Source organism: Marinifilum sp. JC120 (genome assembly GCA_004923195.1).
GTDB lineage: Bacteria > Desulfobacterota > Desulfovibrionia > Desulfovibrionales > Desulfovibrionaceae > Maridesulfovibrio.
The window spans coordinates 61,118-75,793 of record RDSB01000010.1; the positions used below are offsets into that span (position 1 = coordinate 61,118).

The window sequence follows — 14,676 nt, forward strand, 5'->3', positions numbered from 1 at the left end:
GTTTAAGGCCCTGAGTATTACCTTTGGCTTTAAGAGCTATAAGACTATCCCTCCGGGGGCTTAAACCCTTTTTGAAAAAAGGGTTTAAGAATCCCAAAAACTTTTATTAGACTTCGTCGCTGTCGAAAATAGAAATTTACCCTATTCAAGGATTCCAAAGGGGACTATCCCCTTTGGCCGCCGGAGACGAAATCACCTGACATAGGCGCGAAGCGCATCATAACATAAAACGGGATGCCATAAAAATGACATCCCGTTTTGAAATATTACGCGTCGTGATCTGCCAAATATTTGGCGATCATGGAATCGTATTCAGAGACAAGTGCAAAAGTTTCCGCGGCCAGATCTTTTCTGAGCGCGAGAGAAACCTTGCCATCATTCTTCTTCATGTCCTCAAGAATACGAGGGTAATGTACCGGACTGGGGACAACCAGAACGGAATGGAAATTTTTCGCTGAAGCACGCAGCATAGTAGGACCGCCGATGTCGATCTGCTCGACGGCGTTCCTCAAATCCTGCCCTTCGCTAACAGCCTTGGCAAAATTGTACAGGTTAACGCAAACCATATCGATTGTCTTGATACCGTGTTCATCAAGAGTCGACAGGTGTTCCGGATTATCCTTATCCGCAAGGATGCCGCCATGCACACTGGGGTGCAGGGTCTTTACACGGCCGCCCATGATTTCAGGGAAACCGGTAACATCACTTACAGACTTGACCTCAAGTCCGGCATCAAGAAGCATTTTCCTTGTGCCGCCGGTGCTGATGAGTTCCACACCGAAGCCAGCCAACTCAGCCGCAAATTCAGCAAGCCCGGATTTATCAGTAACACTGAGCACTCCACGCTTTACAGGCAACATATCCATAACACATCTCCAGATATTGGTTTTTGTGGAGTTGTGCCGGATTTATGCCGTAAAGGCAAGTTCCGGGCCGGACCTTTTTCTCGCCGGTAGCTGGTCCCCGTCCCTGAACTACACGAACAGGAACGGGACCAACCGGGAGGGGAGTCGGCTATATATAAAGGATCTGTGTGAGCTAAATCTGACTCAGCAGTTCCTTAGCCGCTTCGTTTGCGGGATCCTTTTCAAGGATCATTTCAAGCTGCTCAACAGCCTTATCCTTCTGCTCCATGCAGATGTGAAGTCCTGCAAGGGAGTAGCGAACTTCGTGCTTATCGGGATCAACTTCGAGGAACCTCTCGAGGAAAGGAATAGCTTCAGCCATTCTTTCAGCCTCGTGACCGATCCTGATGATGCCGAAAAGCGCAACCATGTTGCTGATGTTGATGTCGAGTGCCTGAGAAAAGTTTGCAAAGGCTTCGTCCTGACGGGAAGTTTCCATCTGGATCAGTCCCATACCGGCAAAGCTCTTATCGGTAGCTTCTACCTGATGTGCTTTTTCGTACAGAGACATGGCAGTATCATACTCGCCGCGCTGAACCGCGATGGTGGCAAGACCGATGTAAGGATCAGGATGCACACCATTGGATCCGGCAGCCTTCTTGTAGTAATCTTCAGCCTTATCCAGTTCGCCCATGAACAGATAACACTCACCGAGTTCCTTGTTAATTTCATAATCTAAATGACTCATAATTCCCCTCCGGAAATTTTATTTACCGCCGGACGATCCAAGGCGGCATTTTTTTCGACCTCTTAGGGTCTGCCTGACTTGATGCATACCGCGTGCCAAAACCAAACAAGACACTCCCTACATTATATAATAAACATGTTTTAATGCGCCTGATTTCCGACACAAAGACCAAACAGGCACTAAAAGCACAAATATAAACTAAGTATTTTAGCTAGTTACAATAACGGCACATCTTTTGCTAAATACGATTCACAAAGTAAATACCAATTCTTTCCGGACCACATGGGCACCGGGAAATTTTTGCAGGAGGATATACACATGAAAGGACTTTTCGGAAGCCACATAGAATTGACAGGCAAAGTACTCGACCTGAGACTCCAACGTCAAAACCTCGTCTCCTCCAATCTGGCTAACGTCAACACCCCCGGCTACAAGGAAAAACGCCTTGAGTTTGAAGATGACCTTCAAAAGGCAATGGGCCTTGACGCCAAAGGTAAGATGACCAGAACCAGTAAGATGCATATTCCCAACGCCTTTGACGCAGATAAATTTCAGGGTGACGTTCTCTCCAACTTCGAACCTAGAGTCATCCACGGAGAAAACCCGGTCGACATGGATAAAGAGATGGTCACCATGGCTAAGAACACTCTTTATTACAATGCCCTCTCTCAGGTTATAGGGAAAAGTTTTCAGGGCATGACTAAAATCATCCAGAGCGGAGCTAGATAATGAACTTCTTCACAGCACTTGATATCGGAGCTTCAGGCCTTAAAGCCCAAAGGGAGTATCTGAACGTTGTGTCCATGAACATGGCTAACTCCAGGACAACTCGGACAGCCGAAGGCGGACCATATCGCCGCAAAAGTGTTTCCATGGAGTCCAGCCCCGTACTCTCCCCTTTTGAAACCGCCATGGATCAGCAGCTCAACCAGCAGCTTCGAGGCGTAACCGTCAGAGGCGTAGTCTCCGACACCCGTCCATTCAAAGAAGTGTATGAGCCAAACCATCCTGACGCGAACTCAAAAGGAATCGTCAAATATCCGGACATTAACGTTGTCGAGGAAATGGTCAACATGATCACCATCAGCAGATCTTACGAAGCCAACGCGCAATCAGTGGACTCCGCCAAAAGGATGTTCAACCGCGCACTCAGAATAGGAATGGGCCAGTAAGCCCCGGCTGATTACAAACGACGGATTTCCGACACACGAAAAAGGAGCAAGACATGTCCATCAGAAACGTAGCAATGAATGCATACAGCAACGCCATACAGAATCAGCAAAAGTTCGATAAAAAGTTCGATAAGACCATGGACCTTCATAAGGCCGATCCGAACTCTTTTTCCGAAACCCTTACTGACTCCATCAAGGGCGTCAACGAGTTGCAAGGCCAGAAAAAAGCTATGATCGAGGAATTTGCTTCCGGAAAAAACCAAAACGTGCACGAACTGATGATCTCATTACAGAAAGCCAGTGTTGCCATGACCATGACCAGCACCGTCCGTACCAAGGTCATGACTGCCTATCAGGAAGTCATGAAAATGCCTTTCTAGATTTTACACAAAGCTCCTTTACCTGCCTTACTAATTATTGCTACCACGAATCCTCCACACCGGAGGCCTCGTGGTAGCTTTTATACACCACATCCTGATCAGACATTTTTTTGTCGCCCCTTCCTTTTTCACTTCAATCTACCTCAATAAAGACCCATAACGACTTGATATAAATAACTTTTCCATCAGTGGATCGCTACTTGCTAAAACAAATGAAAAATCGTCAGGAGTTTAAGTATGTCAAATTTCGCCACTGATTATCTGGGTAAGTTTCAAGGATTCTGGTCTGACCGCACAGTTTCACAGCGGATCATGATCGGCGGCCTTGCGGCCACAGTTGTCATCGCCTTCATCTTCATGGTCTTCTGGCTCAACCAGACCGAGTACAGAGTCCTCTACACCAAACTTTACTCTGAAGACGCATCTCGCGTTGTTTCCATTCTGCAATCTACCAAGGAACCCTACAAGATTGAGGATAACGGCTCCACAATCCTGGTTCCCGCAGATAAGGTTTATGACCTGCGTCTGAAAATTGCCGGTGAAGGCGCACTTCACGGACAGGGAATCGGTTATGAAATTTTCGATGAGGTCCAGATCGGACAAACAGACTTCATCCAGCGCATCAACTATCAGCGCGCTCTGCAAGGTGAACTTGCAAGAACCATCAGTGAATTTCCGCAAGTTGAACGGGCCAGAGTCCATCTGGTACTGCCTGCCAAATCCCTTTTTATTGAAGAACAGATTGAACCTTCCGCTTCCGTAGTGCTCAAGCTCAAGGAAGGGGAAAAGCTCGCCGACAAGCAGATTAAGGGTGTTCTTAACCTCGTAGTCATGTCTGTTGAGGGTTTAAAGCCTGCGCATGTGACCATTACCGACATGCGCGGACAGGTTCTCTACCAGCCCGAAGATGACGGCGGATTGGGACTAAACATCACTAACAGCCAGCTTGAATACAAATCCGGCCTTGAATCAAATATTGAACAGCGCATCCAGCGTCTGCTCATGCCCATCGTCGGCCCAGACAAAGTTATTGCTAAAGTTAACGCAGACCTCGATTTCAGACAGCGCACCATCAAGACAGAAGCATACGACCCTGACGGTCAGGTGGCACGCTCCGAACAGACCAGTGAAGAAACAACCCGCGGTACCGCCAATGTTGACGGCGGCGTACCCGAAGCAAACTTTCGCGGTGACGGTTTTACCGGGACAGCCACTACTCAGGACTCCACCCGTGAAACTCGCACCACCAACTATGAAATCAATAAAGAAGAGCAGCAGATCATCGTTCCTGTAGGCGAGCTCAAACGCCTCAGCGTAGCGGTTATCGTAGACGGAACCTACACTAAAGACCCTGACACCGGCGAAATGACGTATGTACCCCGCTCTGAAGAAGAAATGCAGCGCATCCGGGAACTGGTAAGCTCCGCAGTAGGTTATGACGAAGTACGCGGTGACATCGTTGAAGTTTCCAATATGTCCTTCGGCATGCAGGATCTGTTCGGCGACGAAGGCCTCATGCGCACCATGCTTGAATACGCACAGCGCCTCGGTAAGCCTTTCCTCAACGGCCTCCTGATCTTCCTCTTCCTGATTCTGGTTGTACGCCCGGTAATCATGGCTCTGATCAAACCCCGTGTTACTGAAGATGAAATTGACGAAGTTGCAGGACTGCCCGAAGCAGGTGAAAGACTCGCAATTGATGACAGCGACCTTGACGAAGAGGCTCTTGATACGGCACGTAGACTGGAGAACGCCAAGGCTCAGGCTCTGCAACTCTCGGAAAAGAACATGGATCAGGCTGTGCAGGTGCTAAAGAGCTGGCTGAAGCAGCAGGAGGCAGCTTAAATTGTCAACGCCGTTCACCGGTAACCAAAAAACAGCAATCGTACTTCTTGCCCTCGGGGACAAGTTTACCGCTGAATCCTTCAAACGCATGAATCGTCAAGAAATTGCCGAAGTCTCAAAAGCCATGCTGGAGATGGATTCAGTCCCCAAAGAACAGGTTTTGGAAGTTCTCAAAGAGTTTAATGAAACTCTGGCATACGGAGCTGAACTTCTCATGGGTGGAGCTGATCAGGTCAAAAGACTTCTCAGCAAATCCCTTGACGAAGAAACTGCAAAATACATTCTGGATAAGCTCGACCTTGAAAGCGGACCTGCTCCGTTTCAGGAACTCCAGAATGTCAGCCCCAAAATTCTGGCCCAGATTCTCAGGAACGAGCACCCGCAGACACTGGCCCTCATCATCGGCCACCTGCATCCCGATCAGGCAGCGGATCTTATATCCAACCTGCCCGGCGGAGTAAGAGCCGAAGTTCTGATGAGATTGGCCAAGCTGGAAGCGGTTGCAGAAGAAATGCTCATGGAAGTGGATCGGGTGCTGCAAAGCCAGCTGATCGCCATGGGCGGCAAGGAAGGAAAAAAAGTGGGCGGCATTCCCGCAGTAGCGGAAATCCTCAACGCCGTAGACCGCTCAACAGAAGAGGAAGTTCTTTCAGAAATCGAGGAAGAATCCACCCAGATGGCAGAAGAAATCAGGAACCTCATGTTCGTTTTCGAAGACATCAAGGGACTGGACGACCGCGCGATCCGCGAACTGCTCAAGGAAGTTTCCAACGAAGAGCTCACCACCGCACTCAAGGGTGCATCTGACGATTTACAAGAGCTTTTCTTCAAGAACATGTCCGAGCGTGCTTCCAACATGATCCGCGAAGATCTCGAAATCATGGGACCTGTGAAGCTTTCCGATGTGGAAGGTGCACAGCAGAATATCGTAAAGAACATCCGTCGCCTCGAAGACGAGGGCCGGATCATGATCAGCAGAGGTTCAGGAGATGTCTTTGTCTAAGACTGAAGACAATAAGTTCTACACCGGTAGGGTTATCATGGGTCTTGATTCCAATAACAACGCTCAGGAGATGACTATACAGGAAATGGAAGGCAAGAAAAAGCCGACCTGGAACGAAGACACTGACCGCGAATATTATGAGCGAGTCAAGGCAAAAGCCCAGAATATGGCCAAGGACATCATTGCCAAAGCCATGACGGAAGCAGAAGCCATCAAGGCCAATGCGCAAGCGGAAGGTTACGCTGCCGGACAGGCTCAAGCCGCTCAGGAAGCTGAACAACACATGATAGGCTTCAGCCAGAACGTCGGCCAGACCTTGCAGGCAATTCAAAACCAGACTCATAATGTGATGATGGCCCAATCAGCCGATGCAATCTCACTGGTCTTTATGGTCGTAGAAAAGACTCTGGCCGTGGAAATGGAGAGCCGCAGACAGGAAATCCTTGCAGCCTTGCTTGATGATGCCCTGAACCGCATCGACTCCATGACTCAGCTGGTCATCAAGGTTTCTCCTGCTGACAGCGACATTATAGGTCCCCTGCTTGGACAGGCTCAAGTCGAACATCCCGACCTCGCCAAATGGAGAGTCAAAGCCGATCCAGCCATTGACAACGGAGGCATCATCGTGGAAGCCACCGATGCCATGATCGAGAACACCGTCACTTCCCGCTGGGAAGGCGTACAGGAAATTCTCGGACAGCTGACACCAGGAACAGGAGAATAACCATGGCCGACATGAAAGGGTGTACACAACTCCTTTCCGCACTGGACCCCTGCCGCAGCTATGGGCGGGTCAGCAAAGTAGTCGGCCTGATTGCCGAAGGAAAAGGCATCAAAGCCCCCTTGGGTTCCGTCTGTCAACTCATCCCCGAAGACGCTGAATCACCAATCGCCGCTGAAGTCGTAGGATTCAGGGATGGAGCTTGCTTATTCATGCCTTACGGGGAAATGCACGGCATCAGCCCCGGCAGCCTGATTGAAAACTCCAAAACCCCACCCAAAGTCCCCGTCGGCATGAGCCTGCTAGGACGTGCTGTTGATGCATTCGGAGAACCCATTGACGGCAAAGGCCCGATCATTCCCGAAGCATACAATGCCCTGCACCGCGATCCGCCCAACCCGCTTGAACGTCCGCGCATCAACGAACCACTTGATGTTGGAGTTAAAGCCATTAACGGATTACTAACACTGGGCAAAGGTCAGCGTATGGGTATCATGGCCGGATCAGGGGTCGGAAAATCGACACTGCTATCCATGATGGCCCGTTACACTGTTGCCGACATCAACGTTATCGCCTTGGTCGGGGAGCGTGGTCGTGAGGTTGTTGAATTCATAGAACGCGATCTCGGTCCCGAAGGACTGGCCCGTTCCGTGCTGGTCATCGCCACCTCTGACAAAAGCCCGCTTATCCGTATGCGTGCGGCTCACACAGCCACCGCCATAGCCGAATATTTTCGTGACCTGAATAAAGACGTCCTCTTAATGATGGATTCAGTGACCCGTTTTGCCATGGCCGGACGTGAAGTAGGCCTCGCCGCGGGCGAACCGCCGACCCGTGGAGGGTACACCCCTTCAGTGTTCGCGCAGTTACCCAAACTGCTGGAGCGCGCAGGAAAAAATAAGCACGGTTCCATCACCGGAGTCTACACCGTACTTGTTGACGGTGACGACTTCACTGAACCCATTGCCGATGCCGTACGGTCAATTCTTGACGGGCACATTGTGCTCACCCGCGACCTTGCCGATCAGGGACACTACCCCTGCATAGATGTACTCAAGAGCGTCAGTCGTGTTCGCGGAGATATTGTACAGGGTGAGATTGTTGCCGCCGGACGCAAGGTCCTAGGCCAGTTGGCAACTTTCCGAAAGGTTGAAGACATGGTCAACATCGGAGCCTACCAAAAAGGCGCCAACCCGGAAATTGATACAGCCATACAAATGGTCCCGGCCATCAATGAATTCCTGCAACAGCTCATTGATGACAAACAGACTATTGAAGAAAGTTTTGCCAAATTAATGGAACTTGCCGCAGCAAGTTAACCCGTGATTTCTTTATGGATTGTTTCTGCCTTTACTGCTAATTTCTAAGCGACATTCAGTACCGTTAAATTCAAAAGCAGCAACATCTACAAATGAAGGCATTCATAAAAACAACTTTCGTCACTATTACTGCCCTGACAATAATCTTGTCAGCAGTCTTTTCTATTGCCACCCCCCTGACCATAACCCACTCCTCAAGCATGGCCCCGCTAGCATTTATCAACAATGACGGTAAACCGGACGGCGTCTTAATTGATCTCTGGAACGAATGGGCTAGGCAGGCCGGAGTCGAAGTAGTATTCAAACTTCAAACCTGGAAAGCTGCTGTAGAGGATACCGCCAACAGCAATGCGAATATCAACGCAGGCATGTTTTACTCAAGACAACGTGCAGAAAGGATGCTCTACGCAGATTACATTCTCCACCTCAAAGGAGGACTTTTTGCTATTCGGGATATTCATGAAAAGACGATATTAAATGGTGATGAAAGCTGCGGTGTAATCAAAGGAGGATACTCAAAAATTTTCATGGAAGAGCAACATCCATATACTCCGCTCATGCTCTTCAACTCTGCACAGGAAATGTTCGACGCTGCTGCGGGAGGTCGTCTAAAGATATTTGTGGCAGATCATCCCGTTGCAGTAAATCAGATGAACAAACTGGGAATTTCGGACTCATTCAAATATGTTCAGGATCTATACACTCGAGAGCTTTACCCCACGGTAAGCAAAAACAATCCTGAACTTATAAAAAAGATTAACCTGAATATGGCTGCAATTCCTCCAAAAAGGAAATGGGCCATCATACATAAATGGCTTAACCCTACCACCGCAAATCAAAATCATTACAAGGCCATATCCATAATCACAGCCCTTGTTCTCATACTTATGTCATATCTGTATCGAAACGAAATCAAGACAGCTTTGATAGCCATCAAAGACAAACTATCCGGTCCATCCTAATCAGCAATAGCGCCAGACCAGTCTATTAAAAGGGCTGTCACATCATCATCGAAGACAGGGCGGAATCCAGTCTTCTCTTCAAGAATGTCCTCAATTGAATCCAGATGCAAAGAATTACTGAACATCAAGTCTTCAGCTATCTCAACAAAAGGCTCAAGACTAAAAAAATCATCATTCATGCGCCACTCGTAACATCCGTCAGTGAACAAAAATAAACGCAATGACGACGAAAACCGGCATTCAGAAAGCACACTGTCAACCGGGAAAAAGCCCAAAGGCGGCACTTCCGCCACCAGAGGATCACTCATTTTCCCATCCAGCATAACCAAAGCCGGACAATGTCCAGCACTCATGTACTTAATCATGCCCTGATTGAAATCAATGTCAGCGGCAAACAAGGTTACAAAGTAGCTATCTTTGCCTATGAGATCGAGGAGATGCTCGTTAATCTGGCTGAGGCTGTCTGCAAGATCATTATGATTGGCTCCGTCGGCTTTAAAAAGCGTACGCACAATAGCCATGATAAACGCAGCCTGCGGTCCATGCCCTGAAACATCAGCCATGATTACCCTGACGACTCCATCCTCCAGACCAAATATATCGTAATAGTCTCCACTGGCCCTACCGGACGGACGGTACATGCTTTTAATTTCAAGTCCTTCAATAACCGGAATGACAGTAGGCAATAATTTATCCTGAAGCCGCGCTACAAGCTTAACTTCATCATCAATTATATCGTAAGCACGTTGCAGGCTGGAATTAGCCTCCTGCAACTGCCGGGTAAGCATTACCTGCCTGATGGCGACCCCTACCCGTGCTTTCAGCTCTACAACATGGAAGGGTTTTGTCAGATAATCGTTGGCCCCGCTATTAAGGGCGCGAGCTTTAATCTCCTGTTCATCCTGTCCGGTAAGAACAATGATTATAACCTCTTGATCATTAATGACATTGCGAATTTTCTCGATAACATCAAAGCCATCCATCCCGGGCATGAGCAAATCAAGTAGGATTACGCTGGGCCTAACCTTCATATATTGGGTAATACACTCAACTCCATCGGAGGCAGTTTCAACATCATAATTGCCTTCAAGCACACGGGTTAAAAAATTCCTCATGGTAGCAGAATCATCTACTACCAAAATTTTAGGAACTGCATCACCCGACTTAACATCAAGGTCACTTTCACTCACCTGAAACCTCCGGAAACAGAAACAATGCTGTAGACTAAGCAAGCCAACGCAAAACATTAAAACTCCATAGCGGAGCTATTTTTTATTTTCGTTCAAAGCGTACCACAACTCAAACTGATTATGTAGTATAAACAAGGTCATAATTAAGAATCTTCTATCCCGGAACTTCCCGAATGAAGATCTGAGCATACTCCCCAGCAAGAATCAGCAACACAAGAAGACTCACGCCTCAGCAACTTAGTCAAATATGCCAATCCACATGCGTTGACAGATTTCCCCTCAGCAGCGAGGCATTCAATAGACTCACTTATAAAATCAAGGGCGGCAGAAACATTGTTAATTTCTACCACAACATCCTCAAAACGCTTATCCATACATTCTCCTTTGATACAAAATGATTGTCAGGAACCACTGCTACAAACGAAGAATTATATACAATGTCGCATTTTGTCTATACAAATATGACTTTTTTCCAATAGAATCGCCTATTTGCATTGCTAATTCCATTTTTATATTTTAAAAAGTTTTATCTGATAAAATTATAAAAACAAAACTGAACAAATAAAGAGAAACACCAGAATAAATAAAAACAAACCCCAAACAACAAACCACCAAAAGCATTAAATTAAATGTAAAACCGATTAACAATATAAACACAAGCAAGCAAACAATGTTACTTATAGACAAGATCAACCGCGGACCTAAACACTGTATCTTTGACTAATATCAAAATAACATAATGCAATTCTCTTTTATTGTGGTTAAAAAAAAGAGGACCTATCATTCATACAAAAAGCCGAGGCATATTTTATTATGCCTCGGCTTTCGATATAATATATTTTTGAACAAAAATTAAAAATAAAACTGACTATGACTCAACACATCCAAGCCCCAGTTAAATAGACACCGTATCAAAATATAATTTGGAAAGGTCAAACATAAGGGCTTTCCCGACCAGCGCAGGATCATTTCCACTGAGTATCTTTAAAATCTCACCACTTTGAATCCCAACAGCAGTCAAAATTGCAGGAACAGGAGTTCCTAATTCTTCTTCAAGTCCGTTGTCAGAACCGAAAAAGTCAGCAGGTGAATTGTTGCCCGGATAAACAGTGGAGACAACCCCGGCCCATCCGGCCACGGAAGCTGTGACCATCGGGATACCAAGCTTTGCAGCAGCATCCTTGAGCTTTGTCCTGTACGTGAGCCCTCCCAGACAATCCGCCACAAGATCCGCTCCTTTTATAAAGGACTCAAAATCGTCTTCGATAAAATCGGACCGCACGTCCAGAAAAACCGCCGGGTTCACTTCCCTTATCATTTCAAATGCAGCTTCACTCTTTTTGCTGTATAAAGAATTCTCGACCGCAAATCTCTGCCTGTTCAGGTTGGAAGGCTCAAAACAATCGCCATCACAAGCCGTAATATGACCGACTCCGGCCCGAGCCAGAGACTCAAGGAGATTCCCACCAAGTCCGCCGATGCCAACCATGGCTACTTTTGAAAAAAACAATCTACGCTGCTCATCAGCAGAAAAGGAGCTTAAATTACGGATATAACGTTCTGGAACTGCTCCATGGGAGAAAACAGCCCGTTCAACACAATTCAAATCAAGTGCCAATTCACGTGAAATTTCGCGGACAACAGCATGTGGAGTAATCCGAACCTTTTCACCGGACGCATAACACTTCTCCTCAAACTGTCCACTGAGCATCTCAGAAACCCTAATGTCTATCTTCATAATTCCCCCCGTAGATACACAAAGAATACCGTCCATATCAGGGCAAGTCAAAATTATCAAAGCAACCGAGCTGAAATGATGACAGATTGTTAAAGCTTTGATACTGCTTAGCCCATGCAAAAAATGATTAAAAATTTATCACATATTGCCCGTGAAGCCGGAGCAGCTATAATGTCTGTCCGCAGCAACGGATTCGACGTGGTAAACAAGGATGACAAATCCCCGGTCACAGAAGCTGACATTGCTTCAAATAAAGTCATATTTAAATATCTGACCGACCTTTATCCTGAAATCCCGATTCTATCTGAAGAAGGCACAAAAATTCCGTTTGAAAAAAGAAAACAATGGCAGGAATTCTTCCTTGTAGATCCTTTGGACGGGACCAAGGAGTTTATTAAGGATAATGGAGAATTTTGTGTCTGCATAGCCCTGATGCGTGAAAACCGTCCGGTTCTGGGAGTTGTCTATGCCCCCACGCAGGACACACTATACACCGGAAGCAGAGAAACAGGGGCGCAGGTCAGTAGAAACAACGAAGAACCTGTATCCATTTCCACCAATCCCCCGGCAAAAGATGAGGGACTGAACGTGGTCGGCAGCAGGTCACACCCCTCTCCTGATCTGGAAAGTTACCTGAGAAATTTAAAAGTGGAAAAAATGACCCCGGCTGGAAGTGCCATAAAATTCTGCCTTGTTGCAGAAGGAAAGGCGCACCTTTATCCCCGTTTCAACCCCACAATGGAATGGGATACCGCAGCAGGACAGGCAATTGTAGAAGCAGCCGGAGGTTCCATGCTCGGAATTGATGGAAAAGAATTTCCCTACAACAAAGAAAATCTGAGAAATGCCGGCTTCATTGTAAAAGCCTAACCAAGGAAAAAACATGAGATATATAATCCTGACCGGACTGCTCCTTTTGGCCGGCTGCACATCATGGCACAATCCCAGTTTAGACCTGTCAGCAAACAGAAGTGAACGATTCAAGGCAGATCGGACTGAATGCAGGGCAAGGGCGCAAAAAGCTACCAATTCAGCTCCGGACAATGACCTGCCCCAGAGGACTTACACACAAGATCAGGACCTCTACACCAAGGAAGTTAAAGTCTTTCAGAGATGTATGAATGGCAAGGGCTGGATTAAAAAATAAGAACAGCCGAGCTGTTTAATATAAAATTTAAGCCCGCCTTTCTTCAAAGACGGGCTTAAATTTTAGTTACTTAATTTGAAATAATCTTCCTTTGTTCCCCGAAAGGAGACCTTGCCCTCCGTAATTTCAAGGACATGCGATACGGACGGGATCAATTCTTCGCGGTGATGGGTTACGTAAACCATAGCCACCCCGGCCTTGGCGAGCAGCTCCAATAACTGGTAAATCTCCCTGCGCGACTCCTCATCCACTCCGGCCAGCGGTTCATCAAGAAGCAACACATCCGGCCCTGAAATAAGTGCCCGAGCTATAAAAGCCTTGCGCAATTGGCCGTACGAAACTTGCTCCATGGGTCTCTCTGCCAGATCCTCAATACCGAAAAAGCGTAACCACTCCCATGTCTTCTCACGCATTTCATCTGAAAGTTCATCCAGAATACCAGCGGAAGCAAAAAAACCGGAAATAACCAGATCAAAAATCGGAATAGGTTTACCGACAGCTTCACCAAATGAGGCCTGCATGGAAGCGGAAACCATACCCATCCGCCCGCGCGCGGTCCGCAAGTTATCCGCCTTTTCGGGCAACCTTTCCATTTCATCTTCAGCAGCATAAGCTGCGGCATCGCCATAGAGCAAACGCAAAAGAGTTGACTTACCGGCCCCGTTACGTCCGAGCACAGCCCAACTCTCACCACCGGTCATTTCCCAATCGATGTTGTTCAACACAGTTTTGCCAAGAAAAACGACACTTGAATCGGAAAGCTTGAACAGAGTCCTGCCCGGTTCAATGCTGTTCACTTCCGGTAGTGTCCGTTTAAATTTTTGCTCTGCTGCACAAGAGACCTCCCGCCCTTGTCCGTCCTGACAATGATCGATCTTTCCATCACGAATATACAAGGTTTTATTCACGCAGGAAGGCAATTCCTCTTTGCGGTGAGCGGAACAGACAATGGTGGTTCCGTTGGCAGCGGCAATATCAATGGCCCGAATCAGCTGTTCGCGGGATTGTTGATCAATACCTTCAAGAAATTCGTCCAGAATGAGGATTTCAGGTTCAGCCATCAGGGCGCGGGCGATGAGAATCTTACGTCCCTCCCCACGAGACATTTTGACCATGCTGCGTTTAGCAAGATCGAGCATGCCCAGCGAATCCATAAAATCGCGAACCCGCACATACTCCTCATCGTCTGCCAGGCGATACAGGAACGGAGTGTTATCCTTTCCAGCTAAGACCACCTCTTCCCCGGTTACGTCCCAGGCCAATTTTTCAAAAATATCCTGATGCTCAGGTGAAATCATGCGGTATCGCTCAAGCGGCTCCAACGGGCTATTGACCATTTTGCCCTCAACATCAAATTCACGAGTAGTCTCGTCGTCCGGCCAGACCTCTCCCGCCAGAATCATCATCAGGGTAGTTTTCCCTGCCCCATTGGGACCCAGCACAGCCCAATGCTCACCGGAATGGATATCCCACTCGATATCCTGCAACACAGGACCACGGTCCAGTGTAAGTGAAAGATCCTTCATGGAAACCAATTTACCGCTCATGACAACCCCGCTTCGCATTATACTTAAGCTTTTAAAATATAAACTAATATTTATGATCA

At 47.3% G+C, this 14,676-nt stretch carries 16 protein-coding genes; 10 read left to right on the forward strand and 6 right to left on the reverse strand.

The annotated features are described in order from the left end of the window. Positions 1 to 266 precede the first annotated feature (266 nt). On the reverse strand, positions 267 to 866 hold the full coding sequence (locus D0S45_11280) for an IMP cyclohydrolase (protein TIH15245.1): 600 nt from the start codon (positions 864 to 866) through the stop codon (positions 267 to 269). A 172-nt stretch (positions 867 to 1,038) separates the two neighbouring features. Continuing rightward, positions 1,039 to 1,593: a tetratricopeptide repeat protein gene (locus D0S45_11285; protein ID TIH15246.1), complete on the reverse strand. Its 555-nt coding sequence runs from the start codon at positions 1,591 to 1,593 to the stop codon at positions 1,039 to 1,041. A 318-nt stretch (positions 1,594 to 1,911) separates the two neighbouring features. On the opposite strand from D0S45_11285, the gene flgB reads away from it, so the two are divergent. From flgB to D0S45_11325, 8 genes are all read left to right on the forward strand, one after another. Then, entirely contained in the window at positions 1,912 to 2,322 is a 411-nt protein-coding gene (gene flgB / locus D0S45_11290) for a flagellar basal body rod protein FlgB (GenBank protein ID TIH15247.1), read from the forward strand. Continuing rightward, a complete protein-coding gene (gene flgC / locus D0S45_11295; protein TIH15248.1) occupies positions 2,322 to 2,765 on the forward strand; it encodes a flagellar basal body rod protein FlgC in 444 nt (147 codons plus the stop codon). The genes flgB and flgC overlap by 1 nt, the downstream gene beginning before the upstream one ends. A 53-nt stretch (positions 2,766 to 2,818) precedes the next feature. Then, on the forward strand, positions 2,819 to 3,145 hold the full coding sequence (gene fliE / locus D0S45_11300; protein ID TIH15249.1) for a flagellar hook-basal body complex protein FliE: 327 nt from the start codon (positions 2,819 to 2,821) through the stop codon (positions 3,143 to 3,145). A 237-nt stretch (positions 3,146 to 3,382) separates the two neighbouring features. Next, positions 3,383 to 4,990 carry a flagellar M-ring protein FliF gene (fliF, locus tag D0S45_11305; protein TIH15250.1) on the forward strand — a complete coding sequence of 536 codons (1,608 nt, stop codon included), beginning with the start codon at positions 3,383 to 3,385 and terminating at the stop codon, positions 4,988 to 4,990. A gap of 1 nt (position 4,991) precedes the next feature. Continuing rightward, the gene (gene fliG, locus D0S45_11310; GenBank protein ID TIH15251.1) at positions 4,992 to 5,993 is read left to right on the forward strand and encodes a flagellar motor switch protein FliG; all 1,002 of its coding nucleotides are present in this window, start codon (positions 4,992 to 4,994) and stop codon (positions 5,991 to 5,993) included. Next, positions 5,980 to 6,717, forward strand: a complete 738-nt coding sequence (locus tag D0S45_11315) for a flagellar assembly protein FliH (protein TIH15252.1) — start codon at positions 5,980 to 5,982, stop codon at positions 6,715 to 6,717. Before fliG ends, D0S45_11315 begins: the two co-directional genes overlap by 14 nt. A 2-nt stretch (positions 6,718 to 6,719) precedes the next feature. Continuing rightward, positions 6,720 to 8,033 (forward strand): FliI/YscN family ATPase, encoded by a 1,314-nt coding sequence (locus D0S45_11320; protein TIH15253.1) that lies wholly within the window; start codon positions 6,720 to 6,722, stop codon positions 8,031 to 8,033. Between the two features lie 92 nt (positions 8,034 to 8,125). Next, positions 8,126 to 8,995, forward strand: a complete 870-nt coding sequence (locus D0S45_11325; GenBank protein ID TIH15254.1) for an ABC transporter substrate-binding protein — start codon at positions 8,126 to 8,128, stop codon at positions 8,993 to 8,995. Here the strand turns inward: D0S45_11325 and D0S45_11330 are convergent. From D0S45_11330 to D0S45_11340, 3 genes are all read right to left on the reverse strand, one after another. Further along, positions 8,992 to 10,185, reverse strand: coding sequence for a fused response regulator/phosphatase (locus tag D0S45_11330; protein ID TIH15255.1), 1,194 nt, complete (start codon positions 10,183 to 10,185; stop codon positions 8,992 to 8,994). The two genes, D0S45_11325 and D0S45_11330, sit on opposite strands and share 4 nt — an antisense overlap. Positions 10,186 to 10,328: 143 nt before the next feature. After that, entirely contained in the window at positions 10,329 to 10,559 is a 231-nt protein-coding gene (locus D0S45_11335; protein TIH15256.1) for a hypothetical protein, read from the reverse strand. A gap of 521 nt (positions 10,560 to 11,080) precedes the next feature. Beyond that, the gene (locus D0S45_11340; GenBank protein ID TIH15257.1) at positions 11,081 to 11,923 is read right to left on the reverse strand and encodes a thiamine biosynthesis protein ThiF; all 843 of its coding nucleotides are present in this window, start codon (positions 11,921 to 11,923) and stop codon (positions 11,081 to 11,083) included. A gap of 114 nt (positions 11,924 to 12,037) precedes the next feature. On the opposite strand from D0S45_11340, the gene cysQ reads away from it, so the two are divergent. Together cysQ and D0S45_11350 are read left to right on the forward strand one after the other, a co-directional pair. Continuing rightward, complete coding sequence (cysQ, locus tag D0S45_11345) at positions 12,038 to 12,793, forward strand: 3'(2'),5'-bisphosphate nucleotidase (GenBank protein TIH15258.1); 756 nt, start codon at positions 12,038 to 12,040, stop codon at positions 12,791 to 12,793. A 13-nt stretch (positions 12,794 to 12,806) separates the two neighbouring features. Continuing rightward, on the forward strand, positions 12,807 to 13,070 hold the full coding sequence (locus D0S45_11350; GenBank protein TIH15259.1) for a hypothetical protein: 264 nt from the start codon (positions 12,807 to 12,809) through the stop codon (positions 13,068 to 13,070). Between the two features lie 62 nt (positions 13,071 to 13,132). On the opposite strand, the gene D0S45_11355 is transcribed toward D0S45_11350, so the two are convergent. Then, positions 13,133 to 14,617 carry an ATP-binding cassette domain-containing protein gene (locus tag D0S45_11355; GenBank protein ID TIH15260.1) on the reverse strand — a complete coding sequence of 495 codons (1,485 nt, stop codon included), beginning with the start codon at positions 14,615 to 14,617 and terminating at the stop codon, positions 13,133 to 13,135. Positions 14,618 to 14,676: the final 59 nt, after the last annotated feature.

Excerpts from the sequence above, each read along its gene's own strand:
- flgB (TIH15247.1), top strand. The coding sequence starts at position 1,912 with ATGAAAGGACTTTTCGGAAGCCACATAGAATTGACAGGCAAAGTACTC.
- flgC (TIH15248.1), top strand. The coding sequence starts at position 2,322 with ATGAACTTCTTCACAGCACTTGATATCGGAGCTTCAGGCCTTAAAGCC.
- D0S45_11320 (TIH15253.1), top strand. The coding sequence starts at position 6,720 with ATGGCCGACATGAAAGGGTGTACACAACTCCTTTCCGCACTGGACCCC.
- D0S45_11340 (TIH15257.1), bottom strand. The coding sequence starts at position 11,923 with ATGAAGATAGACATTAGGGTTTCTGAGATGCTCAGTGGACAGTTTGAG.
- D0S45_11285 (TIH15246.1), bottom strand. The coding sequence starts at position 1,593 with ATGAGTCATTTAGATTATGAAATTAACAAGGAACTCGGTGAGTGTTAT.
- D0S45_11280 (TIH15245.1), bottom strand. The coding sequence starts at position 866 with ATGGATATGTTGCCTGTAAAGCGTGGAGTGCTCAGTGTTACTGATAAA.
- cysQ (TIH15258.1), top strand. The coding sequence starts at position 12,038 with ATGCAAAAAATGATTAAAAATTTATCACATATTGCCCGTGAAGCCGGA.
- D0S45_11315 (TIH15252.1), top strand. The coding sequence starts at position 5,980 with ATGTCTTTGTCTAAGACTGAAGACAATAAGTTCTACACCGGTAGGGTT.
- D0S45_11350 (TIH15259.1), top strand. The coding sequence starts at position 12,807 with ATGAGATATATAATCCTGACCGGACTGCTCCTTTTGGCCGGCTGCACA.
- fliE (TIH15249.1), top strand. The coding sequence starts at position 2,819 with ATGTCCATCAGAAACGTAGCAATGAATGCATACAGCAACGCCATACAG.
- D0S45_11355 (TIH15260.1), bottom strand. The coding sequence starts at position 14,617 with ATGAGCGGTAAATTGGTTTCCATGAAGGATCTTTCACTTACACTGGAC.
- D0S45_11325 (TIH15254.1), top strand. The coding sequence starts at position 8,126 with ATGAAGGCATTCATAAAAACAACTTTCGTCACTATTACTGCCCTGACA.
- D0S45_11335 (TIH15256.1), bottom strand. The coding sequence starts at position 10,559 with ATGGATAAGCGTTTTGAGGATGTTGTGGTAGAAATTAACAATGTTTCT.
- fliF (TIH15250.1), top strand. The coding sequence starts at position 3,383 with ATGTCAAATTTCGCCACTGATTATCTGGGTAAGTTTCAAGGATTCTGG.